Annotated in this window: 21 protein-coding genes; 18 read left to right on the top strand and 3 right to left on the bottom strand. The window is 41.6% G+C overall.

Going from position 1 to position 23,947, the window contains the following annotated elements; genetic code table 11:
- Nucleotides 1–13 precede the first annotated feature (13 nt).
- The 16 genes from B155_RS0107095 to B155_RS0107020 all read left to right on the top strand — a co-directional run bounded on the left by B155_RS0107095 (nt 14) and on the right by B155_RS0107020 (nt 19,803).
- Nucleotides 14–1,327 carry a RagB/SusD family nutrient uptake outer membrane protein gene (locus B155_RS0107095; RefSeq protein ID WP_169331280.1) on the top strand — a complete coding sequence of 438 codons (1,314 nt, stop codon included), beginning with the start codon at nt 14–16 and terminating at the stop codon, nt 1,325–1,327.
- A gap of 35 nt (nt 1,328–1,362) precedes the next feature.
- Nucleotides 1,363–2,028, top strand: coding sequence for a hypothetical protein (locus tag B155_RS0107090; RefSeq protein ID WP_157464757.1), 666 nt, complete (start codon nt 1,363–1,365; stop codon nt 2,026–2,028).
- An 83-nt stretch (nt 2,029–2,111) separates the two neighbouring features.
- Nucleotides 2,112–3,746, top strand: coding sequence for an amidohydrolase family protein (locus B155_RS0107085; protein WP_018127561.1), 1,635 nt, complete (start codon nt 2,112–2,114; stop codon nt 3,744–3,746).
- 93 nt (nt 3,747–3,839) lie between these two features.
- The gene (locus tag B155_RS0107080; RefSeq protein ID WP_157464756.1) at nt 3,840–5,423 is read left to right on the top strand and encodes an amidohydrolase family protein; all 1,584 of its coding nucleotides are present in this window, start codon (nt 3,840–3,842) and stop codon (nt 5,421–5,423) included.
- 40 nt (nt 5,424–5,463) lie between these two features.
- Entirely contained in the window at nt 5,464–8,670 is a 3,207-nt protein-coding gene (locus tag B155_RS0107075; protein WP_018127559.1) for a WD40/YVTN/BNR-like repeat-containing protein, read from the top strand.
- A gap of 197 nt (nt 8,671–8,867) precedes the next feature.
- Entirely contained in the window at nt 8,868–9,818 is a 951-nt protein-coding gene (locus B155_RS0107070; protein ID WP_018127558.1) for a DUF4097 family beta strand repeat-containing protein, read from the top strand.
- Between the two features lie 135 nt (nt 9,819–9,953).
- Complete coding sequence (locus tag B155_RS0107065) at nt 9,954–10,352, top strand: nucleoside 2-deoxyribosyltransferase (protein ID WP_018127557.1); 399 nt, start codon at nt 9,954–9,956, stop codon at nt 10,350–10,352.
- Between the two features lie 103 nt (nt 10,353–10,455).
- Nucleotides 10,456–13,269, top strand: a complete 2,814-nt coding sequence (uvrA, locus tag B155_RS0107060; protein ID WP_018127556.1) for an excinuclease ABC subunit UvrA — start codon at nt 10,456–10,458, stop codon at nt 13,267–13,269.
- Nucleotides 13,270–13,398: 129 nt separating this feature from the next.
- A complete protein-coding gene (locus B155_RS0107055; RefSeq protein WP_071594798.1) occupies nt 13,399–13,989 on the top strand; it encodes a porin family protein in 591 nt (196 codons plus the stop codon).
- A 66-nt stretch (nt 13,990–14,055) separates the two neighbouring features.
- Entirely contained in the window at nt 14,056–14,787 is a 732-nt protein-coding gene (locus B155_RS14080) for an outer membrane beta-barrel protein (RefSeq protein WP_018127554.1), read from the top strand.
- A gap of 123 nt (nt 14,788–14,910) precedes the next feature.
- Entirely contained in the window at nt 14,911–16,371 is a 1,461-nt protein-coding gene (locus B155_RS0107045) for a hypothetical protein (RefSeq protein ID WP_240386258.1), read from the top strand.
- Nucleotides 16,372–16,390: 19 nt separating this feature from the next.
- On the top strand, nt 16,391–17,260 hold the full coding sequence (lgt, locus tag B155_RS13580) for a prolipoprotein diacylglyceryl transferase (RefSeq protein WP_018127552.1): 870 nt from the start codon (nt 16,391–16,393) through the stop codon (nt 17,258–17,260).
- Nucleotides 17,257–18,021 (top strand): ABC transporter ATP-binding protein, encoded by a 765-nt coding sequence (locus tag B155_RS0107035; protein ID WP_018127551.1) that lies wholly within the window; start codon nt 17,257–17,259, stop codon nt 18,019–18,021. Before lgt ends, B155_RS0107035 begins: the two co-directional genes overlap by 4 nt.
- Before the next feature lie 73 nt (nt 18,022–18,094).
- Entirely contained in the window at nt 18,095–18,775 is a 681-nt protein-coding gene (locus B155_RS0107030) for a hypothetical protein (protein ID WP_157464755.1), read from the top strand.
- A gap of 70 nt (nt 18,776–18,845) precedes the next feature.
- Nucleotides 18,846–19,319 (top strand): DUF6174 domain-containing protein, encoded by a 474-nt coding sequence (locus tag B155_RS0107025; RefSeq protein WP_018127549.1) that lies wholly within the window; start codon nt 18,846–18,848, stop codon nt 19,317–19,319.
- A gap of 22 nt (nt 19,320–19,341) precedes the next feature.
- The gene (locus B155_RS0107020) at nt 19,342–19,803 is read left to right on the top strand and encodes a DUF6174 domain-containing protein (RefSeq protein ID WP_018127548.1); all 462 of its coding nucleotides are present in this window, start codon (nt 19,342–19,344) and stop codon (nt 19,801–19,803) included.
- A 91-nt stretch (nt 19,804–19,894) separates the two neighbouring features.
- Here the strand turns inward: B155_RS0107020 and B155_RS0107015 are convergent, their stop codons facing one another.
- Together B155_RS0107015 and B155_RS0107010 are read right to left on the bottom strand one after the other, a co-directional pair.
- Nucleotides 19,895–20,248 (bottom strand): TerB family tellurite resistance protein, encoded by a 354-nt coding sequence (locus B155_RS0107015; RefSeq protein WP_018127547.1) that lies wholly within the window; start codon nt 20,246–20,248, stop codon nt 19,895–19,897.
- Nucleotides 20,249–20,261: 13 nt separating this feature from the next.
- Nucleotides 20,262–20,738, bottom strand: a complete 477-nt coding sequence (locus B155_RS0107010; protein WP_018127546.1) for a GAF domain-containing protein — start codon at nt 20,736–20,738, stop codon at nt 20,262–20,264.
- 121 nt (nt 20,739–20,859) lie between these two features.
- Here B155_RS0107010 and B155_RS0107005 point away from each other — a divergent pair, with 121 nt between their 5' ends.
- Nucleotides 20,860–21,534: a MarC family NAAT transporter gene (locus tag B155_RS0107005; protein ID WP_018127545.1), complete on the top strand. Its 675-nt coding sequence runs from the start codon at nt 20,860–20,862 to the stop codon at nt 21,532–21,534.
- Here the strand turns inward: B155_RS0107005 and B155_RS0107000 are convergent.
- Nucleotides 21,531–22,412, bottom strand: a complete 882-nt coding sequence (locus tag B155_RS0107000) for a diacylglycerol/lipid kinase family protein (RefSeq protein ID WP_018127544.1) — start codon at nt 22,410–22,412, stop codon at nt 21,531–21,533. The genes B155_RS0107005 and B155_RS0107000 overlap by 4 nt on opposite strands.
- A gap of 186 nt (nt 22,413–22,598) precedes the next feature.
- Here B155_RS0107000 and B155_RS0106995 point away from each other — a divergent pair, with 186 nt between their 5' ends.
- Entirely contained in the window at nt 22,599–23,933 is a 1,335-nt protein-coding gene (locus B155_RS0106995; protein WP_018127543.1) for an alanine/glycine:cation symporter family protein, read from the top strand.
- Nucleotides 23,934–23,947 lie beyond the last annotated feature (14 nt).

Raw genomic sequence — 23,947 nt, 5'->3', positions numbered from 1 at the left:
TAGGAAAGCTATTATGAAGACATTGACATTTAAACGTATTTCGAATCTCATGGTATATGGTTTATTAGCCATGAGTGTAACGCTGGTAAGCTGCGACAGCTTGCTCGACGTGAGTAACCCAAACAGTTTGACGGAAGAAGATGTAACATCTCCTTCGTCGGCAGCGGGTATTAAAAACGGACTGCTAAATTCATTGATGGTGGGAACGGGATGGGTGTATGCCTCCACTTCGACCATAAGTGATGAAATTTACTGGACGGGTTCTTACGAATCATATAAGACCTATAACGAAGGCCGAATTGATTTCGATAGTAACGAGATTACCGTAGCTGGATTCCCAAATATCAGCCGTGCTCGATATATGGCAGATCTTGCTATCGCTTCAATCTCTGAGTTTGATACAAACAACGAACTCGAAGATCGTTCAATTTTAGCCAAAGTATATCTCTACTCAGCACTAGTTCGAATTACTATCGCTGACTCGTACGATAACTTTGTGTTCTCGAACAAGCAGGAAACATCTGCGGCTATTGGTGAAGACAACATGAGCCAGTTATATGATCAAGCAATTGACCATGCAACCAGTGCACTTACTGTTGCTCAAGCCATTAATGATGAGACACTAGAAGCTCAAGCCTATGGGTTACGTGCAAGAGCGAAGCATGCTAAAGGCGTTTGGGAACTGCTAAACCCTAAAGGCACTACTCCTTCCGATCCAATAGTTACGGGAACGGGTGCAAGTGCTGATGCTATGGAAGCTCTCGCACTTATGAGTACTGATTATAAGGCTACCTTCGATTACAACTCGGCACAGCTAACCAACTATCTAGCAAACCAAGTTAATAGTAGAGGTGAGATTTCATTGTTACCTGCAACTACGGCTTCTAGAGATGGTGTGACTTACGAGGCAATCGACGATCCAAAAACAGGAACTATTGATCCTAGATTTGAGGATATCAGAAACGATTTCTTAAATACCTCGGCATATACCGAGAACTACTCGCCATTAACATGGTTATCGTGGAGAGAAATGCACCTGATTATTGCTGAAGAGTATATCGGTGTGAATAACATCGAGGCAAGAAACCACATCAATACGGTTAGAGATGAAGATGGTCTTCCTAATGTAACTGTAGCGGATGATTTGGTTCAGTTCATTGAGCATGAGCGTAGAGCAAACTTATACCTTCAAGGTAGAAGACTCAATGACATGTATCGTTTTGGTTCATCATCTCCAGCTTGGTTACCAGGTGAAGATGCGGTAACCACTCCGGGTACACTCTTGCCGATTCCTTCAAACGAGACCTTGGCAAACCCAGACGTTTAATTTGAAGAAGAGATGAAATTAGTTCATCATTAAGTATGAGTCGAATACAACAATTTGTATCCATAATATTATGCATCAGCATACTCGGCGCCACATCGGTGCCGAGTTTTGGTGCATTACACACTACGGAGACTCAAAAAATTATCCGTGTCGCATTTCTAGGCATGCACTTCGAAGGCATTGAAAGTGATATTCAAGAAGCCATCACCCAACGTACTTCAGCTGTACTTAAAGCTGATGGGAAAGTGTATTACAAGTCAGAAACCGAAATTGATAATGCTTTAGATGATGAGCTTAAACAACGCATATTGCTTAGTCCTATAAAGGAAGATTTAAAAGAAGCCGCTAAGAAATTGTATACCGATTACATCTACGTGGGCTTTCTTCAAAATCAAAGCAACAACGCGAGCGAAACCATTCTAAATGGGTATATCATTAGATACGATGTCGCATCGGATATCATGTATACCTTAGAAATAAAGAGTTTTTACGAAAGCTATGCTCAGGAATTAGAAAAGCTGGATGAGCAACTCGTTCAAACTATTACACCCAAAAAGAAAAAAGGATTTCTAGCTAGGCACTTACCAGGTGTCATCATTGTGGGAGCCACTATTGTAGCTGCAGTATTCTTACTGAAAGGCACAAAAGGACAAAGCTCTGGAAATGGTGGCGGAGGGGGAGTGCCCGTAGCTATAAACTAATTTTAAGGTATGCTGATGCCATTTAGTATGTCTTACACACTATCATTAACCTAATTTACCTAATACAGATGGAGGAACATCTAATGGGGAATATGAAATCAAAACTAACTAACAACATAAAGCTGGGGCTACGACTTAAGGCGCTGCTTTTAGTACTCCTTGCCATAGGAACCACAGCGGCTTTTGCTCAGCCATCAGAACCGGGCAAAAAACGAGATCGAGGTGAGGGCCCATACGATCGGCTCATCATTCGTGGCGTAAACATTATTGATGGAACTGGTGGCCCTGTTTCAGGACCAAAAGATGTAGTTATTGAAGGCAATAAGATTGTTTCAATTCACGGTGTAGGATACCCTGGTGTACCGATGAGTGATCGCGGTAGACCATCAGGAGCTACCAAAGAGATTGACGCTACAGGAATGTACCTCATGCCAGGTTTTATTGACCTTCACGTGCATACGGGTGGTCAGCCTAAAGTGCCTAACGCAGATTACGTGTACAAACTATGGTTAGCTCACGGTGTTACAACGGTACGTGGTGTACCTTTTTCTAGCGTTGACTGGTCGTTGAGTGAAAAAGAACGTAGTGCGAAAAACGAAATCGCTGCTCCTAGAATGGTGAGCTATCACCGTATCGGATCATCTGGTAAAGGATGGAAAGGCGGCGACATGAGCAACCCTGAGACGGTTCGTGAGTGGGTACGTTGGGCAAATAAGGTAGGTATTGATGGATTAAAGCTAGGTGCTCATGATCCTGAAATCATGGAAGCTGCTTTAGACGAGGCTAACAAGCTTGGAATGGGAACTACTGCTCACTTAGATCAAGCAGGTGTTGTTCGCATGAATACATTGGATGCTGCACGCTTAGGATTAGGCGCACAAACACATTACTACGGTTTATTTGAAAGCCTTTACGAAGGCCATGATGTACAGCCATACCCAATCGATCATAACTACATGAACGAGCAACACAGATTTGGCCAAGTTGCCCGCCAATGGAATAAAATAGTTGAGCCAGGTAGTGAGCGTTGGAACGCTATGATTGAGGAGCTTATCGCTTTAGACTTTACCATGGATCCAACCATGACGATTTATGAAGCAAGCCGTGACGTTATGCGTGCTAGAAATAAAGACTGGCACAGAGATTACACGCTCCCAACGCTTTGGGATTTCTATAAGCCTAGTCGCCGTGCGCATGGTTCGTACTGGTTCTATTGGACTACTCAAGATGAAATTGAGTGGAAGAGATTTTATAGCACATGGATGCAATTCCTAAACGATTACAAGAACGCTGGTGGTAGAGTAACTACAGGTTCTGATTCTGGGTTTATCTACAATACCTATGGTTTCGGATACATTCGTGAATTTGAGTTGCTTCAAGAAGCTGGTTTCCACCCGCTAGAGGTAATTCGTTCTGCAACCCTTTATGGTGCTGAAGAGCTTGTAAAAGCAAGTGGTGGAACCATCGATAGAGGTATAATCCGTCCGGGTAAACTCGCCGATTTAGTGATTGTTGAAGAGAATCCACTAGAGAACTTTAAATCGCTGTATGGAAACGGAGCAATTAGACTTAAAGGCGTAAATGAAATCGAGCGTGTTGGTGGCGTTAAGTATACCATCAAAGACGGTATTATTTATGATGCGAAGCAGCTTTTAGAAGATGTTCGCAAAATGGTTGACGAGCAGGAAAACAAGCTCGGCAAAAAAGATATGTACTAAGATATAACTAACAATAAGCTGCTCTTGGTTGAAGGATCAAGGGCAGTTTTTTTATTGACGAATCAATTCAATTAGGGACAAAAAGAGGGTCGTATGAAGATACTACGAAGAACTTGTTTAATAGCAATTATTGGGCTGTCTATGCTTATGACAGCAACTGCACAAAAGAAATTTGGTGATTTAGCCGAAGGGCCATACGACCGTTTGGTGATTCGAAACGCCATGGTGATCCCAGGACATGGGGGTCCACCCATTGGACCATTTGATATCGTGATTGAGAATGACATGATCACGGAAATGATTCCTTTTGATCCCGTTACAGCAGAAAGAAGAGGAGACTCAAGCCGGCCAACCGGTGATAGAATTATAGATGCAACGGGCAAGTATGTAATGCCTGGCCTCATAGACTTACATGCTCACCTTCGCCAAGAACCCATGCCACTTGAGTATATCTACTATTTAAAACTAGCACACGGCGTTACAACATTGGGGCCTGCTTCAGATCGTGGTGTAGCAAACGCCATGAAAGAAGTGGAAAAAGAGCAGAAAAATGAAATTTTAGCACCACGTATGTATCCATTGTGGTCGTGGGGTGCTAACCTAGATTATGACCAAGCTTTTCTTGAAGACCCAAAAAATGCTCCTCGAATTGCGAAGGAAATGGTGGCAAAAGGAGCACGACAAGTATATCTAAATGGTGTTACTTGGAATTCAGAGTTGTTCAAAGCGGCAGCTGATGCTGTGTGGGAAGCAGGGGGCGTTACAGGAGTTCATATACCTCCGTCAAATACGGCCGTGGTTAATGCCGTAGATGCTGCTCGACACGGAGTTACCTTTATTTTGCATCACTACGGATACGCTGAATCTTCTTTAGATCGTGTAGTGCAAGACTACCCTCGAGATTATAACTTCGATAACGAAAATCACCGATTCAGAGAAGCTGGACGTGTTTGGCAAGAGGCCGACAAAGACCGTCTATTGGGTGAAGTAGCCGATTCCCTGGCAGCCTATGGAGTAATCATGCAGCCAACACGAGTTGTATATGAGGCGAACCGTGATATCATTAGAGCACAAAGTCTTCCTTGGCACGAAAAGTATACCCACCAATCACTCATTGAGTGGAACCTTCCTAACCCTGCATATCATGGCTCATACCACTACGAATGGACTTCGGATGACGAGCAAACTTGGTATGAGGCTTATGACTTATGGGGCGATTTGATCTACGAATTCAACAAAAGAGGGGGTACTGTAGCGTACGGGACAGATGATAATTACATCTGGGCAACACCGGGTTTCTCGAATATTCGAGAGCTCCAACTTCTTAGAGAATCAGGTATGCATACGCTTGAAGTACTGAAGGCGGCTAACCAAAATAGCGCGAAAGCCCTGCGCCTAGAAGACGAAATTGGTTTAGTACACCCTGGCTACAAAGCAGATCTGTTGATTGTGGATGGAAGTCCGCTTCACAACCTAAGATTCCTGTATTCATTTGGTGCAGTAACCTTGAATAAAGAAGGCGAGATGTATAGAACCAAAGGCATCGTTCACACCATCAAAGGTGGTATTGTTATAAACAACGATAAGCTGATGGAAGAAGTAGCCAAAATGGTGGCTAAATCGAAAGAAGGGGTGGAGGCTAATATCGCCGACAAACCATTCTTAATCGATAAATAATAGATGATTCATTTCAAGAAGAAAATCTAGACTAACTACTATGTTTAAGAATTTATTTAAGACCTCAACCAAATGGTTGGGGGCGGCTCTAATTAGTGGGCTGTTTACATCAGCCTTAATAGCACAATCCCTTCAACCAAGCCAATACAACCAACTTAAATACCGGCATATTGGTCCCGATGGCAATAGAACGATTGCCGTTATTGGAGTTCCCGGAGATCCTTCAACCGCGGTGGTAGGAGCGGCTTCTGGCGGTATATGGAAGACCATAGATTATGGCACGAACTGGAAACCTGTATTTGATGATAAAACCTCATCCTCCGTTTCGGCGTTGGCGGTTGCTGAATCGGCGCCCAACGAAATGTGGGCGGGTACAGGCGAAACCTTTTTAATAAGGCCTGCTCACGCTATGGGCGATGGTATCTATAAGTCTCTTGATTATGGTGAGACTTGGACAAAAATGGGTCTGGAAAAAACAGGACGTATTGGACGAATTGTTGTAAATCCTCGAAATCCAGATATCGTGTATGCGTGTGCTTTAGGGCATGCATTCGGTCCTCAAGAAGAGCGAGGGGTTTATATGACCACCGATGGTGGAGAGCAGTGGGAAAAAGTACTTCATGTAAATGAAGACACTGGATGTATTGATATGGATATCGACCCCAACAACCCGAATACGGTATATGCTAGTTTCTGGCAAATTCAGATCGATACTTGGAATCTGCAAAGTGGCGGGGCTCATAGTGGAGTATATCGTTCAAAAGACGGCGGAAAGAACTGGGAAAAGTTATCAGGTGTAGGACGAGGACTTCCCGGCTCTGAGGAAAATCCAGTAGGTAAAGTTGCCGTTCGCGTGGCACCAAGTAACTCAAACAGAGTGTATGTGCTTACAGAAGAAAGTAGCCCAGGTTTCTACAGCTCTAATGACGGTGGTGATAGTTGGACCTTGGTGTCTCGTAATCACACACTAAATGAAAGAGCGCCTTACTACACACGCTTTGCGGTAGATCCAGAAAACGAAGACCGACTATACTTCGCAAACGTCCGATTTAGTATGTCGATTGACGGAGGTAAAACAATAGTGTCTAACCCTCCTCGTGGCGGTGGTGATAATCATGATATTTGGATCGACCCAACCAATGCAGGTCGCTTTATGGTTGCTCATGATGGGGGCGTAGGTATTACCTTGAATCATGGAAAATCATTCGAGCAGCATGTGCTTCCAATTGCACAAATGTATCACGCTCACGTAGATAATGACATTCCCTACAACGTGTATGGAAATCGCCAAGATGGTTATTCATACAAAGGTCCTAGTAACAGCCGTATGGGTTTTATTCCTTTAGGATTATGGGAAGCCGTTGGTGGTTGTGAAAGTGGGTTTGGAATCCCTGATACCGTAGATGGGTATACCGTTTGGTCGGGGTGTTATGATGGCGGCTTAGAGGTATACGATCGCCGGAATAAGCATTCAAGAAATGTTCGAGTATGGCCAGAAGCAGCCTATGGTTGGGCTCCCAAAGACCTGAAGTTTAGATGGCACTGGACCTTCCCTATCTATATATCTCCACACGATCATAACAAAGTATATGTGGGTAGCCAATATGTTCATGTTACCAATAACAAAGGGCAGAGTTGGGAAGTTATTTCGCCCGACCTAACACAAAACATCAAAGACCATCAGCTCTCTTCAGGTGGGGTGGCAGTTGATAATTTAATGACCTTTGATGGAGCTACCCTTTTTGCAATTGCAGAATCATCGCTCGAAGAAGGCGTGATTTGGACCGGTAGTAATGATGGCCAAGTGCACATTACTAGAGATGGAGGAGAGAATTGGGTAAATGTAACCAAGAACATCCCCAACTTGCCTCAATGGGGTACTATTGCGAATATAGAGCCGTCCAGATTTGATGCCGGTACGGCATATATAAGTGTCGATTTTCATCAACAGGCAGATTTTGATCCCTACATTTATAAAACTGAGAACTATGGAAAAAGCTGGAAGAAAATCAGCGATGGAATTCCAAAGTCGGTGCATAGTTACGTGCATGTAGTACGTGAAGATCCTAAACAAGAAGGGCTTTTATTTGCAGGAACGGACAACCAAGTTTATTTCTCACCCAACGATGGTGGTGAGTGGTATCCATTGCGAAATAACATGCCTTCAGCGCCTATCTATTGGTTAACCATTCAATCTCATTTTGATGACCTTGTTGTAGGAACCTACGGTCGAGGAATCTGGATTATGGATGACATTCGTCCATTGCGAGAATTAAGTGCATCGGTGATGAAGAAAGATCTTCATGTATTCACGATGAGACCTACCTATCGATTCTATAGCATTCAGGGAATCAAAACAGAACGCCGTACGCATATCCGAGGCCAGAACCCTCCGTATGGTGCGGGCATCAACTACTTTGTAAAAGAAGGGCAGGGCAATGCCAAGGTTGAAATATTAGATGGCCGAGGCGAATTAGTTCGAACGCTAAGTGGTCCTGCAAACGAAGGAATTAACCGCGTTTGGTGGGATTTAAGCTATGAACGTTCATTCCAGCCAAAGTTACGTGTAGCTCCTCCTAACAAACCATGGGTTCCGCTCCGAGATGATGGATGGAGGCCTTTAGTAACTTGGGATCTGGATCTTTGGAGAGGTCAATTAGGACCTCGTGTGGTTCCGGGCGAGTATACCGTTCGTGTAACCGTTGGCGATAAAGTAGAAACACAAAAATTACTTGTCCGCAAAGATCCGAGTTCAACTGGCACCATTCAGGATATCGAAAAGCAAGTGGCATTCGGCTTAGAGATACGCGATCAATTAAATGAGACGGTAACTTTAATTAATGAAATCGAATGGGTTCGAAAAGAATTCGAAGACTTAATTAGTCGACTCAACGAAACTCGGAATTCACAAGAAGTAAGCCGAATTGTTGAACGAGCAGAAGCCCTAAATAAGCGAGTTACAGAAATAGAGGCTAATCTATACGATGTAAACCTAACAGGTGCTCGCGAGGATGCCTTTAGAGGTCCGATGAAACTCTATGGCAGGTTAAGTGCTCTGGGTAGTGATATTATGTACAATGGTGCTGATTTCGCCCCAACCCAGCAACAAGCGGAAGTATTCGAGATTCTCGAAGATCGTTTTGTTGAAACTCGTAATGCCTACAACAAATTTGTGGACGATCAACTAGTGCCGTTCTACCAAGATATAGGACGAAGAGGAGAGCGAAGTAGAAGAATAGAAAACTAAGCTACTTATATAAAATAACTAACAACCCGTAGTTAGGGGTGTCTTGGCAACATAGGAGTTTACTCTTATGAAGTTGAGGCACCTTTTTTTATGGATTTAGGTAACGATTGCAATTTTTCATCGTCTATAAATCAGACTTTGAAACAAGAACAAGTTAGTGCCGTAAGGGCAGCGAGTTCAAAAACAATGGAGCAATCATGGATAGAGCAAAAAGATTTAAGTTACAAGTAGCGGTGTCATTCACACTTATTATGGTGTTGATGTTATCAGCGGCAAAACTGGGGTGGGCGCAATCAAGCAAAGACGCATATAAAATAGAGCGATTCGGTGTAGGTAATAATGTTACGGTTGATGTTCGCACTTCTGGAGGAAGCATTGACGTAATCGGTAGCAACTCAGATGAAGTAATTGTAGAAATGTACGTTCGCAAAAGAGGCGATTATGTAAGTGCATCAGAAGAAGACCTAAAAGATTGGGAAATCGAAATCTACAAAGAGGGTAACAAAGTAGTGGCACACGCTACTAGAGAGAATAGAAGAAGCTGGAAGTGGAACTCAAATCAACCGTCCATTTCTTTTGTAGTGAAGGCTCCAACCAATTCTAAAACAGAATTAAAAACCTCAGGGGGTAGCATTGAGCTCAGCAATTTAAACGGAGAGCAGAAAGCCAAGACAAGTGGGGGGTCAATAAAAGCTCTAGGTTTAATTGGTAATATTGACCTCCACACTTCTGGCGGCTCCATTCAGCTAGGCGATATTGAAGGTTCTGTATATGCAAAAACAAGTGGTGGACGTATTACAGCAGAACAAATTACAGGTGATTTAGATGTGAAAACCTCAGGGGGTAGCATCACTTTAGAGGGAATCTCAGGTAATGTTGACGCTCGTACTAGTGGTGGTTCCATTCGTGCCGAAGTGATTTCGCCTAAAGACCATATCGATTTAAAGACTTCAGGTGGAAGTATCACCGTAAAAATACCTGAAGAATTAGGATATAATATCGACTTAGACGGTAGTAGCGTACGCGCAGATTTGAAGAATTTTAACGGCGAATACGAACGAGATGAGATCGAAGGCACTTTAAACGGTGGTGGAACTAGAATAAAAGCTAAAACTTCTGGCGGTTCTGTTCGTCTTAACTACCTATAAAACTTTAAAAACCTATTGTTAGTTATTAAAGGGAGGAGCTGNATAAGCTTCTCCCTTTTTTTATGCATTTCATCCAAATAAGTGGCTTAAGACCAGTACCTTTGGTGTCTAAATTCATCTAAAGTGATACTGCATATGAAGATTTATTTTTCTGGATCCATACGAGGAGGGCGCGACCATCGTGAACTGTATAGCAAAGTTATTGATGAGCTTAAAAAGTATGGACAAGTTCTAACCGAACACATAGGGAATGAAAAGCCTTCAGAAAAAATGTCGGATCAGGAAATACATGATCAAGACATGAACTGGCTAAGAGAATCGGACATTGTAATTGCCGACGTTACAACCGCATCGCTTGGCGTAGGCTATGAAATTGGACGGGCCCTGCATTTAAATAAACCCGTACATTGCTTCTACCAAAAAGAGAAAGAAAGCCAAGTTTCTGCAATGATATTGGGTTCGAATGAGTTAAGCTGTCGAGCATATCAAAATGCTGAGGATATATTCGAAGAACTAAGGCAGATTTTTACATAGAATGTGCAGGAAATCTAAATCATTTTAGCACAATTATTGTTAGAGAAATTATCTACAGAATTATCTCAAAGCATTATATTCAGGGTTCCACAAAATTAAATGCATGTCTGAAAAACAAACGGCTACAAAGAAAGCAAAAGAAGATGCGTTAGAACGCCCGGTTATCATAAAGGGTGCTCGAACGCATAACTTAAAAAACATAGATGTCGAAATACCTCGTAATAAACTCACGGTGGTAACAGGAGTTTCTGGGTCGGGGAAGTCTAGTTTAGCTTTCGATACTATCTACGCAGAAGGGCAGCGCCGTTATGTGGAAAGTCTTTCCAGTTATGCTCGGCAATTCTTAGAGCGCATGGATAAGCCTGATGTTGATTTTATGCAGGGTATATCGCCAGCGATGGCCATTCAGCAAAAAACAACCACCAGTAACCCAAGATCTACCGTAGGGACTACCACCGAAATTTATGACTACCTACGATTACTGTTTGCTCGCATCGGGCGCACGATATCACCGATTTCGGGTCGACAAGTCAAAAAAGATACTCCAAAAACAGTTATAGAGGATCTCTACGCTAGCCAAGAAGAGGGCACTCGTTTTTATATACTGTACCCCATTCCGCAACACGAGAAGAAGAAGCTCAACGAAGAACTGAAAGTTCTAAAAGAGAAAGGTTTTACTCGATTACTGAACATCAAAGATGAGCAGATTACTGATATCACGGCAGATGATTTTGACCTAAAGAAAATAAAAGCCACAGACTATCGAGTTTTAGTAGATCGCTTGGTATTAAAAGATGATGAAGCTACGATTACACGCATAGCGGGATCTTTAGAAACGGCCTTTCAAAATGGTGCTGGTCGACTATCCATTAAAATCAGAAATGGGGAAGAGCTTCCGTTTAGCGAGCGTTTTGAATTAGACGGAATGGAGTTTGCCGAGCCAACCCCACAAATGTTTTCATTCAATAACCCCTTCGGAGCATGTAATAAATGTGAAGGCTTCGGTAAAGTGGCGGGTATAGATGAAGATTTGGTAATCCCCGATCCTGAAAAAACAATTCGAGAAGGAGTGATTGCTCCTTTCGACTCTCAGAAATTCAGCACGCATCTACGAGATCTAATTAAAGTAGCAGCGCAAGATAAGTTCTCCATCGATACCCCATATATCGATTTGCCTAAAGAAGTGAAGAAAATCATTTGGCATGGCAAAGGACCTTATATCGGTATCTGGAAGTTTTTTGATGATGTGAAGTCGCAAGCGTATAAAGTACATATGCGTGTGCTATATGCTCGATATAGAGGATATAGTCGCTGCCCTGATTGCGAAGGATATAGAATTCGAAAAGATGCCCAATATGTGAAAGTAGGAAATATGCATGCTGGGGAAGTCTCGGAGCTTACCATAGGACATGCTCGTACTTATTTTGAAGAGTTAGAGCTCACGGAGTTTGAACAAGGCGTAGCAGGACAAATATTATACGAAATTAGAAAACGCCTGAAATACTTAGACGAAGTAGGATTAGATTACCTCACATTAGATCGCTTGGCAAACACACTAAGTGGTGGAGAGTCTCAACGGATAAGTTTGGCGAACGCATTAGGGAGCTCTCTTATTGGAAGTATGTACGTACTTGATGAGCCAACAATTGGTCTCCACCCTCGAGACAACGACCGTTTGATTCGAATTCTTGAATCATTACGTGATATTGGAAACACCGTTCTGGTTGTAGAGCATGATCCAGAAATGATGAAAGCAGCGGATAATGTGATAGACATTGGCCCATTTGCGGGTGTGCACGGCGGTGAAATTGTATTCGAAGGTGATTATGAGGCGCTACTAAAAGCGGACACACTAACGGGTAAGTTTTTGAGTGGCCGTAAAGAAATTGAAGTGCCTAAAAAGCGTAGGCCCGGGAATGGTCGTTCCGTTAAAGTGGAAGGGGCTAGCGAGCACAACCTCAAAAACATTGACGTAGAATTTCCACTGGGTAAGATGGTGGTAGTAACAGGTGTTTCAGGTTCAGGGAAATCGACTTTAGTGCATGATACGCTGTACGCTGGAATTCAGAAGCATATCGGTTCATACAATCAAAAAGTAGGTCGATTCAGAGATCTATCCGGAATGGGAAGTATCCACAATGTGGAAATGGTGGATCAAAGCCCAATTGGACGTTCATCCCGATCAAACCCGGCAACCTACACCAAAGCGTTTGATGGTATCCGAGATGTATTTGCCAATACACGCCAAGCCAAGATTATGGGCTATACCCCGGGGCATTTTTCTTTTAATGTACCGGGTGGTCGATGTGAAACTTGCCAAGGGGAAGGGGTTCAAAAAATTGAAATGCAGTTCATGGCCGATATCGAGTTGGTGTGTGAAGTTTGTAACGGCGCCCGTTTCCGTAAGGATGTGTTGAATGTAAAGTACCGAGGTAAGAACATTCATGATGTGCTAGAGATGCCTATCTCTGAAGCCATTGATTTTTTTGTAGACGAGAACCCGATTACAAACAAACTTCAGCCTCTTGAAGATGTTGGACTTGGCTATTTGAAGCTTGGGCAAAGCGCAACTACCTTATCGGGTGGGGAAGCTCAACGTGTAAAACTTGCTCGCTTCTTAACAAAGCAAAGCACTGAGCATACGGTATACTTCTTTGATGAGCCTACTACGGGTCTCCATTTTGAAGATGTTCTCAAACTTCTAGCAGCCTTCAATGAATTGGTAGAAGCGGGTCACTCGGTGATTATCATTGAACACAATTTAGACATCATCAAATCGGCAGATTGGATTATAGATATAGGTCCGGAGGGTGGCTTTGGTGGAGGACAAGTTGTGGCTGAAGGCACACCCGAAGAGGTGATGGAAACAAAAGAGAGCTATACTGGGCAGTACTTGAAGGATTATTTACAAGGCTGATTTCTTCAAATAAAGTATCATTTAAGTTCAAATCCGCAACATCTCCTCGTTTGATATCTCCTTAATTTGGAACCAATTACGCTGTTTACTGTTTATGTGAGCAAGTAACAACCAAAAAAAGAGGAAATTATGAGACGTCACTTACAATTTGGAATACTATTGCTAGCCTTGGTTACGACATTAGGAATGTCGACCAACACAAAAGCTCAAGTACTACCAGAGTTTGGTGTAAAAGGAGGCTTAAACTATGCTACTTTTAACGACACCGAGAATGTAGAATACAAATCAGGTTTTTTAATTGGTGGATATGCGAAGTTTGATATCCCAATGAGCCCTATGTCTGTTCAGCCAGAAATATTATATGCTCAGTACGGGGCTAAAGCCGAAGATTCTGACGCTGAGTTCAAAGTAAATTACATTCAAGTGCCCGTGTTATTGAAGTTCGGTTTTGCTACTCCAGGTGCACGCCCAAATGTATATTTCGGACCGTATGTAAACTTTAATGTAGATTCTAAAATCGAAAACGATACAGGTGCATTGAACCTAGAAGACAACACCAAAGACACTGCTTATGGTGTAATTGTTGGTGCAGGTGTAGATGTTAGCAAATTGCGTTTAGGTCTTAGATATACGGCAGGACTTACTAATTTAGCAGAAGATGATTTTAATGATTCGGCTAAAAACGGTGCAATTGCACTAACAGTAGGTATCGCCTTCTAAACAAGATTTAACTATACTAAGGCAGCTCTTTTTTAAGGAGCTGCCTTTTTTTATGAAATCTATTTTATGCGTTTAAAATTTTCTCTGCTATTTGTTATTGGTTTCGGGCTTTATTCGATGAATGCTCAAAGCCAGAGTAATAGGTTTGGAATGAAAAGCGGAATTGCGATTTCCGACTTCACTCAGCAAGAAACTACCTTAGGAGATAATACCATTCAGTGGAAAGGATCNGTGAGTTATCAAACAGGGTTTTTCTACAATAAACGTGTGGCAGAATCGGCTTTATCTATTCAAACAGAGCTGGACTACAAAGAACTAAGGACAGCCTTTGATTTAAGGGAGGTTGATAACCGTATTACTACAGCAACGGATGTCATTTATTCCATTCGAAACGTTGGTTGGTCTGTGCTTCCGCGCATAGATCTGTTCTCAGGAAAAACGCTGAATCCAAATTTTATGATTGGGCCTCAGGTCGACTTTTCGCTCTCATCCGATGTGTTGATTAAAAGTAACACAACGGGATCAGCCCCCCTGTTAGGTGATGCTCGCTTCGGTGGAAGTACTTCAAAATATAATGAAAAGGTCAAATTTGGGTACGTAATGGCCGGTGGGGTAGAAATTAAGACCAAGCCCGTTATTGTAACAATTGAGGGGCGATACTCATCTTTGTTTACAAAAACTTTTAATTCGGAGGTTGAAGAGCTGCCTCTGAATAATGATACTTATCTGTTAAAATTAGTTGAGAACATGAGAGAACAATATTATAGTGTTCTGATAGGTTTCAATTTCTACTTTTAGCTTATGGTTCGAACACAAAGAAATCCAATATCATAAATGTTTATAAGGCTACTATCCCTCAATTGGAAAATCTTTGTCTCCAATCTGAATAAATTTCAATTACTGCTTTTCATCGGTTACATCATGTTCTTGGGCATTATGACGGTGAACTTAGTAGGGACCGCTATTGTCGTTATTTTATTGGATACCGATCCGTGGATGCGGATGCAGATACCTTGGCTTACTCCCGAGATATATACCTTCTTATTGTTAGTATTTGCCAACTCCTATTGGGTGATGCACTTCTCTTTTACCAATCTTCGATTGTTAAATATCATGGAGAACAGGAAGCTCTTAGGTTTTGGGTTCCCAGTTCGAAGGCTATCTCGCTATTTAATGGTGATCGGTTTCTGTCATCCTGTAAACATCATCTATAATTTTACCTGGATTGTCTTTTTGATGATTCAAGTAACCCATTTTTACCAAGTACTGTTGGGCTTGGCTGGTATTGTATTTAACTATGTTTTGATTTACTCCATCAAACATCGGTTCATTAAAGTTGTGGAGCGGCGCTTTATAGCCGTAGTGGTAGGATTTCTATTCTTCATATTCGGCTTGTTTCAAGCGGTGTCGTTATTTGCAGACAACTCTACTCAGATTTTTAAAGAGATTATCCCAAGAGTGGAAACCCTCAATGCATTTCTATCTTGGTTGCCAGGGGGTATGCTTATTCAATCGGTAAACATGGAATTGGGATGGATGCGTGCACTTACCATCTTTTTATTCCTGTGCATATTAATTGGGCTTATTCTAGTTGATCACTATCACAAAACGCGACAAGGTCTTGTGAACCCGACAATCAGAAAGTCGGAGCAGCGCACAAGTAAGCTGTGGAGTTTCTTACGAAGAGTTATGGGCAAGAATGCAGGAAAGTATTATTACTATGTGATGATTCACCCATACAATAAGCTGCAGCTACTTACACTTACGGTAATTCCGATTGTATACGTACCTCTCTTACTTCAAGTGAAATATGAAGCGGCACAAACCATTCTTATTCCAACCATCTTGGCGGGAATTCCTGTTGCACTTTTAGCCATGGGAATGGCCAATATGTACGGATATGAAAATCGGGAGCTATTACTCCATCTTCAGTTTCCAATAAAACTGGAACAGCAATTGAAAGAGCGGTTTTTAGGGGTCATCATTTTGCCCCTGTTGGTATTTTATGCAATTACCATTTTCGAACTACTTGTGATTCCACAAATAGTAGGAGTGTTTAAACTGTTTGTGGCCAATACTTTCTTCTTTTTATGCTTTATGGTGCTCTTTATATGGAGTTCCTATTATCAATATCAGAAAGCAACCTATTCTTCGTTCAGCTATAAGCACCCTATTATTCCGCAGAAAGTAACTTTTGTGATTTCTTTTGCCATTTTCACCATGGGGTACTTTATCTTTGTACCCTTAAACGGTTTGGAATGGTATAGAATTACCATCATGAGTGTGGTAATTGTGGTGATCGGTGTGTACATCTGGCGCCACGTGGGCTTTCTTGTAAACCTATTCAAAAAACAGATTTTGGTTCGACTTTGGACCGAGTAATTAATAATTAATTTTTTTCATGCTTCCGATTCATTTAGATCTGGGTTTTACTCAAATATATTTCTACGAAGGGATCTACTTCCTCATTTCAATATTACTTGGAGTTTGGTGGTCTCACAAACGAGTAAAAACTTATGGTGGTAAAACAGAGAAATTCGAAGGCCTCGTTGTTTGGTCGATTGTAGGTGCCTTGATTGGAGCTCGTGTATCGCATTATGTATTCTGGCAATCGGATGTGTTTTTCGAAAATCCAGCCATCCTTTTCAGTCCAACAGGTGCAGGCAATTCCATTACAGGGGGTCTGGTTGGTGGTATGCTTGGGGGCTACTTTTACGTAAAGCGTAATAACATGAATTACTGGGAGTACTTCTCATTATTATCGCCAGGGGTGTTACTAGGCCAAGCAGTAGGGCGTGTAGGTTGTTTCTTAAATGGGGATGCGTATGGAACACACACTTCGTCGTTTTTAGGAGTGGAGTTTCCACGTTATGCAACAACGGTACCTGCATTTGAAACAGAATACAGATTATCTAGCCCTGCTTGGCAGTCGTCGTATGAAGCAGGTTTAGTAGACCAAAGTTCAACCATGAGCGCGGCTCTACATCCAACTCAGCTTTATGAGATGTTTGGTGACGTAGTACTCATTCTGTTGGTGTTATGGGTGTTCAAGAAAATCTGGCCAAATGATAAGAAGTCGCCACTTATTTTCTTTATACATACAGGCGGATATGCACTATTGCGCTGGGCTCTTGAATTTATCAGAGCAGACAAGGAAGGCACAACCATGTTTAACATGACGAATCTCCAAATTGTGCTATTGTTATATGGCTTGTTTACTATCGGGTATGCAACCAAGTACTACTTAAATAAAAAGAAAGGCTCATCATGAGTGAACAGGAAGCAATTTCAATAAAAGGTCTAATTAAAAGTTACGATGACAACATCGTACTTAAAGAGCTAGACCTTAGTATTCCAAAAGGATCCGTATTTGGTTTAATCGGTCCGAATGGTGCAGGCAAAAGCACACTAATTGGAGTACTAACGGGGTTGCTTTCATTTGATGAAGGATACATTTACTTCAACAACAAGCAGTTCACAGATGAGAACGAAGCAGAGATAAAAAATAACATAGCTTCGGTACTTCAGCCGCCATTACTATTTGAGCAGTTTACGAGTATAGAATTCATTGAATACGTTTGTGACATCTATGAAGTAGACAAAGAGGGCTTAATCGAAAAAGCCTACTCATTAATGGACTTCTTCGAGATTAAGGATTACGCCAAAATCAAAATCCATAAGCTTTCATCCGGTTCAAGAAAAAAACTAGCATTCGTAACGGCTGTTCTTACACAGCCTGAAGTGTTGATGTTAGATGAGCCCTTTGAGGCGGTTGATGTAATTTCTATTGACCGAATGAAGACCATTATTCGCAAGCTAAAAGCGAAAGGGGTTACTATGATCATCACCAGTCATATTCTAGAAGTGGTAGAGAATTTATGTGATGATATCGCCATTCTACATCATGGAAGAATTATTGCTTACTTAGATGCCGTGAGTAGAAAAAGTCTCAAAGAGAACTCTACCTTGCATGAGATATTCAACGAGTATGTGAAAGTAGAAGGCAAAGACGATATCGTAGACTGGCTGTAATCTCGATTAAATCAGAATTTGTGGTGTGTCTTTAATACATTTGAAGTAGTCCTGAACTCAAATGTTTGATACCATGAAACACCTACTCCTATTTTTAAGCTTATTTTTGATTACTACTGGAAGCCTAGCCGCTCAAGGCATGCCAGACCCACAAGTACCACAGGGTGAAAACCTAAAAGTGCCCGAAGGATGGAAAGTTCGTTTAGATCGCCCCAACTCAGAAGTGGTGATTGGTGATGATGCAGAATCAGCGGATATCTTTTTTGTAAACATGACACCCGGTTGGCACCTAACTACAGGCCCAGCTGGTATCTTCTACCATCCTGCAAGTACAGTGGAAGGCGATTTCACACTACAAGCCACTACATACCTCTTTGATACCAAAGGTAGAAATAGAGAAGGATTTGGTGTATTTATTGGTGGAAGTGATTTAGATGGGGATAACCAACGATACATTTATTTCTTACTACGAAATACGGGCGAGTACCTCATTAAAGAACGAGTGGGCAGCGAAACAAAACTGCTACAAGGTTGGACCAAAACGGATGCTATGACGATGTTCACAGAAGAAACAGAGTCAACGGCACAAAATGATTTCGTGATTGAGGTGAAAGAAGACGAAGTAACCTTCATGTTAAACGGAACGGCGCTAACAACCATGCCAAGAAGTAAAGTACAACCCGATGGAATCTTTGGCCTAAGAGTGAACCACAGTGTGAATCTACATATCTCGGATCTGACATTGGCGAAGTGATGTCTAACATCTTCATGCGAGTTGAAGTGCTTTAAAATAAAAGCTTTATTTAAACAAAAATTTGAGGTTTATGAAGTTTAAATATGCTTTTATAGCACTTTGCGTGACTCTTAGTTGCTCCATTTTTGAAGCCGACGAGCCGTTAAAATATTTGGAAGCCAAAGAAAAGTGGGAAGCTTCGGGCTTAAATTCTTATTCCTATGTACTGAATGTATCCTGTTTTTGCGCCAACTTATGGCCGGCAGAATTAGTAGTGGAAAATGGCAGCATCGTGGCAATCTATGAGCCAAATACTTCCGAAAGAAAAATGGTAGATGGCCCTGAAGGCGAACCCGTTTATGCTCTTGATCTAGAATACTATTCTTACCCTACCATCGATTCTCTGTTCAAAGAAATAGAGTTAGCTCTTAATCGTAAAAACGATGTTCGCGCCGAGTTTAACCCTAGTACTGGTATGCCAATCGAAATCGCTATTGATGAAGATAAATTAGCTATGGATGCTGGGGTTATAATTAGGGTAAGTAATTTTGTAGAAATCAATTAGCAACATATAGAGCACTACAACAATGAAGTTTAAATACATTTATCTATTAGGGATTGTTTTACTAAGCTGTAACACCGTAGACGGCAACAAATCGTTATCATTTGATGAAGCAAAGGCCCAATGGGAAGCCTTTGGGGCTGATTCGTATTCTTATATCTTAAACACTTATTGTTTCTGTAATAATACAGGAGCTGAAATTTATGTTGAGAATAATAAAGTAGTGGCCGTATATAAACCTGGCACCAACGAAAAGTTGGTAGATATTAATCCGAATGATGGTTTGGAAGCAGAAATTGCCTCGAGATACCCTACGATAGATGAATTATTTGAAGAAATCGTTGAAGCGAAAGAACGAGGTAATTCCGTTCGTGCTGAATTTGATCACAGGGTAGGGATGCCAGTTGAAATAGTTGTAAATGAGGAGCAAATGGCTTGGGATGGTGGATATGCATTATTTGCTAGTCAACTAGAACGGATTAAATAAACAGCTTTGTTAATTCTTCGATATAAAAAAAGGTGGTAAGCTCATGCTTCCACCTTTTTTTGTATATCTAAACGAGAAATGAATGGATGCTTTACATGCCGAATTCACTTTTAATTCTGTCGAGCTTTTCCTTTTCAGCATCTGAAATACCACCATCACAAGCGGCAATAGCTTCAAGTAAGTTGTAGGTCAATTTCTTACCATCATCCGAAAACGAACCTTTGATGTGATCAATAGCTTCCTTCACCATCACCTTTAAATCATCAGTAGCCATAGCACTAATCTGAGACAAAGTTTTGTGGTATGTGTTCATGTCGTATTTCATGTTATCTAAAATACGCTTCACCGTTTCTTGTTCTTCATACGAGATACTTCCGTCGGTGCTTTCAATCCAAAAAATCAGGGTGTCAATAGAAGTTTCGTCAGTTAATGCGTAAGAGCTCATAATAAGTATTAGGTTAAAATTCGTTTGAAAGTAAGGTACAGATTTCTTCTAGTAATTCTTTCTTCGCATCGCTGATGGAATGCTTAATATTAGAATCTATATCAATTTGGGCTACGAAGTTCCCGTTTTTTAAAATAGGCACCACAATCTCGGACTGAACACTTGGGCTACACGATAAGTAGTTTTCTTCAGCGTGTACATCCTGAGATACATAGGTGGAATGGCTTAGCGCTACTTGTCCACAAATACCTTTTCCATATGGAATGGTAGTATGGTTGGTTGGGGGCCCTACAAAAGGTCCAAGAACCAATTGGTTCGGAACTTCTTTGTCGGCTATATAAAAACCCACCCAGTCGAAATGCTCTACTTCATCGGCTAACAGCTCACAGATAGCGAAAAGCTTTTCGCTTTGTGTTACATCGCGGGAAACAATGGCTTCTACCCGAGGTAAAAGTGTATCCTTTAAAGTAATTGATTCTGTGTTATCCATAACCGTTATTGTGATTCGAAATCTAAAATAAAAGATATTGGATGATAATAAAGTTAAGCTTTGATAAAAGGTGACATTAATAGCTAAAATATTCATGAAATAGTCTGTATCTTCAACACTTATGGAAGAATTTTTTAAAGATATAATTCCTTTTTCAACCCAAGTAATGGGAGCGGGAGCTTTGCTCGTAGCCTCTTTTACTTCCTTATTTTCGGTGGTGAACCCCCTCACCGCTATGCCGATTTTCTTATCCCTTACCGATGGGAGTGATGAGGAAGAAACAGCACGAACTGCTCGAAAAGCATCTATTTATATGTTTTGTGTGCTCATTACCTTCTTAATTGTAGGTACTTATATCCTTAGCTTTTTTGGGATTTCACTATCAGGTATAAGAATTGCAGGGGGTATCATCATTATGCGTGCGGGCTTCTCGATGATGAACCCAGAAAAATCGGGACGTAAGCTTACTAAAGAAGATCAAGAAGCAGCGATGGACAAAGAAGACGTAAGTTTCAGTCCGCTAGCTATGCCTCTATTATCTGGGCCTGGAAGTATCGCCGTTGTGATTGGTTTCGGTTCACAAGCAGCGGGACTCTTCGATTACATCGTAAATGGGGTCGCCGTATTTTTAACAGCTCTGGTAGCTTGGGGTATTTTAAGTGTTGCCCCTCGCTTGAATAAGCTCATCGGTAAAACAGGTATGACTGTGATTACTCGATTAATGGGTTTTATAGCACTCGCTATTGGCGTTCAGTTCATCATCAACGGTATCGCGAAGTTCTTCGGAATCGGTTAAGCCCCAATTACCTTTAGCTTAGTTGGGCTTATAGAAATCTCAAAGTCTTTAGTATAAGGCCCATTCTCACCGTCTAGATGAATAGGCTGTGCCGTGGATGTGGCGATACGAACTTGTTGTACTTCACTTAACTGTCGGTAGGGGGAAGTAAGAGGTTTACCTAAACTGAGCTGAATAAACGCCCATCCTAGTTTAAGTCGATTGAAGGAAGGAACGACGATCAGCTCTAATTTCCCATCATGGTTAGAGGATTGAGGAGAGATGATGTAACGCCCCCCTTCAACACTTCCGTTGGCAATAGCTACTAGCCACACATCTTGAAAGGTTTCTTCTTCACCAACCCATGAATGCAGGCTAAAGGTTTTAGCAGTTAGAAATGCTTTCAACCCAGCAATAGTGTATTTGAGTGCACCTTTAAGAAAGGAAAACTGAGAGGCGTACAAATTGGTAAGTCCATCAAAGCCTATACCCAAGGTATTTATAAAAGCTTCTCCATTTACGGTAGGCACATCTACTTGGCGCATTCGGTGCTGAAGCAGCATGTCTAAATAATAGGCGATGTTTTGATGGGTTGGAAGTCCCATAGCTTTGGCAAAGTCGTTTCCGCTTCCAATAGGGATTACCCCCATAATTGCGGAAGTGTTCAATAGTCCCCGAGCCACACTTTGCATGGTTCCATCACCACCGCAAGCAACAACGATATTCGAATGTGTTGCTGCTTCAGCAGCCCATTGTGTAAGCTTGGTTGGTTCGCTAGTAAACAAAATACTAGCATCTGGGAAACGATTCCGTATCAAAAGAGTGGCACGCTTGATGGTAGTGGCAGCCCGCCCACTATTGGAATTAGCGTTTACAATAAAGGTGTAAGAGTTTTGCAACTTCGTGGAATAGTTATGGGAATCTGAATCAGAGAATAACGAAATAATTCAAATATCTTAGTTTCAAAATGTTTACATACCATTCTTGAATATTCTGAGTTATTTTCGGTACTTCAATCACTTTAATAACAAAACGGTAGAACTCTGGAAACCATAGATAAAATTTTAGCGGCCTTTTCATCATTCATGTGGGGCACCCCACTCGTAATACTGTTAGTTGGCGGGGGATTATACTTCCTTCTGTATTCACGCTTCATCCCATATCGATATTTCTTTCACTCCATCAATATTTTAAGGGGTAAATACGATGACCCCAACGATCCTGGAGATATCAGCCATTTTGAAGCTCTGGCAAGTGCACTAGCCGCTACCGTTGGGCTAGGAAACATTAGTGGTGTTGCTGTGGCAATAGCTATTGGTGGACCAGGCGCTGTATTCTGGATGTGGGTAAGTGCTATTGTAGGAATGGCAACCAAGTTCTTCACATGTACGCTAAGTATCATGTATCGCGGAAAAGATTCTGAAGGGAATATTCAGGGTGGTACCATGTACATGATTATGGAAGGATTAGGCAAGAAGTGGAAGCCCTTAGCGGCCCTGTTTGCAATTGCAGGTTTATTTGGCCCGCTACCTATTTTCCAAGCAAATCAAGTCACACAAATTGTAAGAGATTTTGTATTAGTTCCGAATGGTTTTACAGATCCAGCGAACCATTTTACCAGTGATTTAATAAGCGGAATTGTAATTCTAGCTATTGTATCCTTAGTAATATTTGGAGGTATCAAACGCATTGGTAAGGTTGCTTCTAAAATGGTGCCAGCTATGGTTGTGATTTATGTAGCTTGTGTGTTGGTCATCATTGGAATGAACATTGAAGTATTGGGTAGTACATTTGCGCTCATTTTTACGGATGCATTTACAGCACAATCTACTATGGGTGGTGCTTTAGGAGCGTTGATAGTACATGGAACCAAACGTGCGGCCTTTAGCAACGAAGCTGGTATTGGTACAGCAACACTGGCACATGGTGCGGCCAAAACAAAAGAGCCGGTACGTGAAGGATTGGTTGCTATGATGGGCCCATTCATCGATACGCTAGTGGTATGTACAATGACAGCCTTAGCTATTCTTGTAACGGGTGTTTGGCAATCTGGAGACGAAAATGGAATTACCCTAACAGCTTCCGCATTTGAAGCTGCGATTGGCCCAATGGGTGTATACCTCCTTATTTTCTGTGTATTGATCTTCGGATTCAGTTCTCTCTTTACTTATTCATACTACAGTACGAAATGTCTTGGTTTCCTAATTGGTGCTGATAAGCAGAAATATTTTAACTTCTTCTATGCTGGGGCCATCATTTTCGGATCGGTTGCTACCATTCAAGCGGTATTAAACTTTACGGACGGGATGTTTGCTCTAATGGCTATCCCAACAATGACGGTGGCTATTCTTCTATCGCCTAAAGTAATGGCTGCTGCACGAGATTACTTCAGCCGCATGGAAAGCAAGGAGATCCTCTAAAAGGTTTTGAAGTA

Origin of the sequence: Balneola vulgaris DSM 17893 (assembly GCF_000375465.1) — a bacterium.
GTDB lineage: Bacteria > Bacteroidota > Rhodothermia > Balneolales > Balneolaceae > Balneola > Balneola vulgaris.
This window is presented reverse-complemented; position numbering and strand designations above follow the sequence as displayed.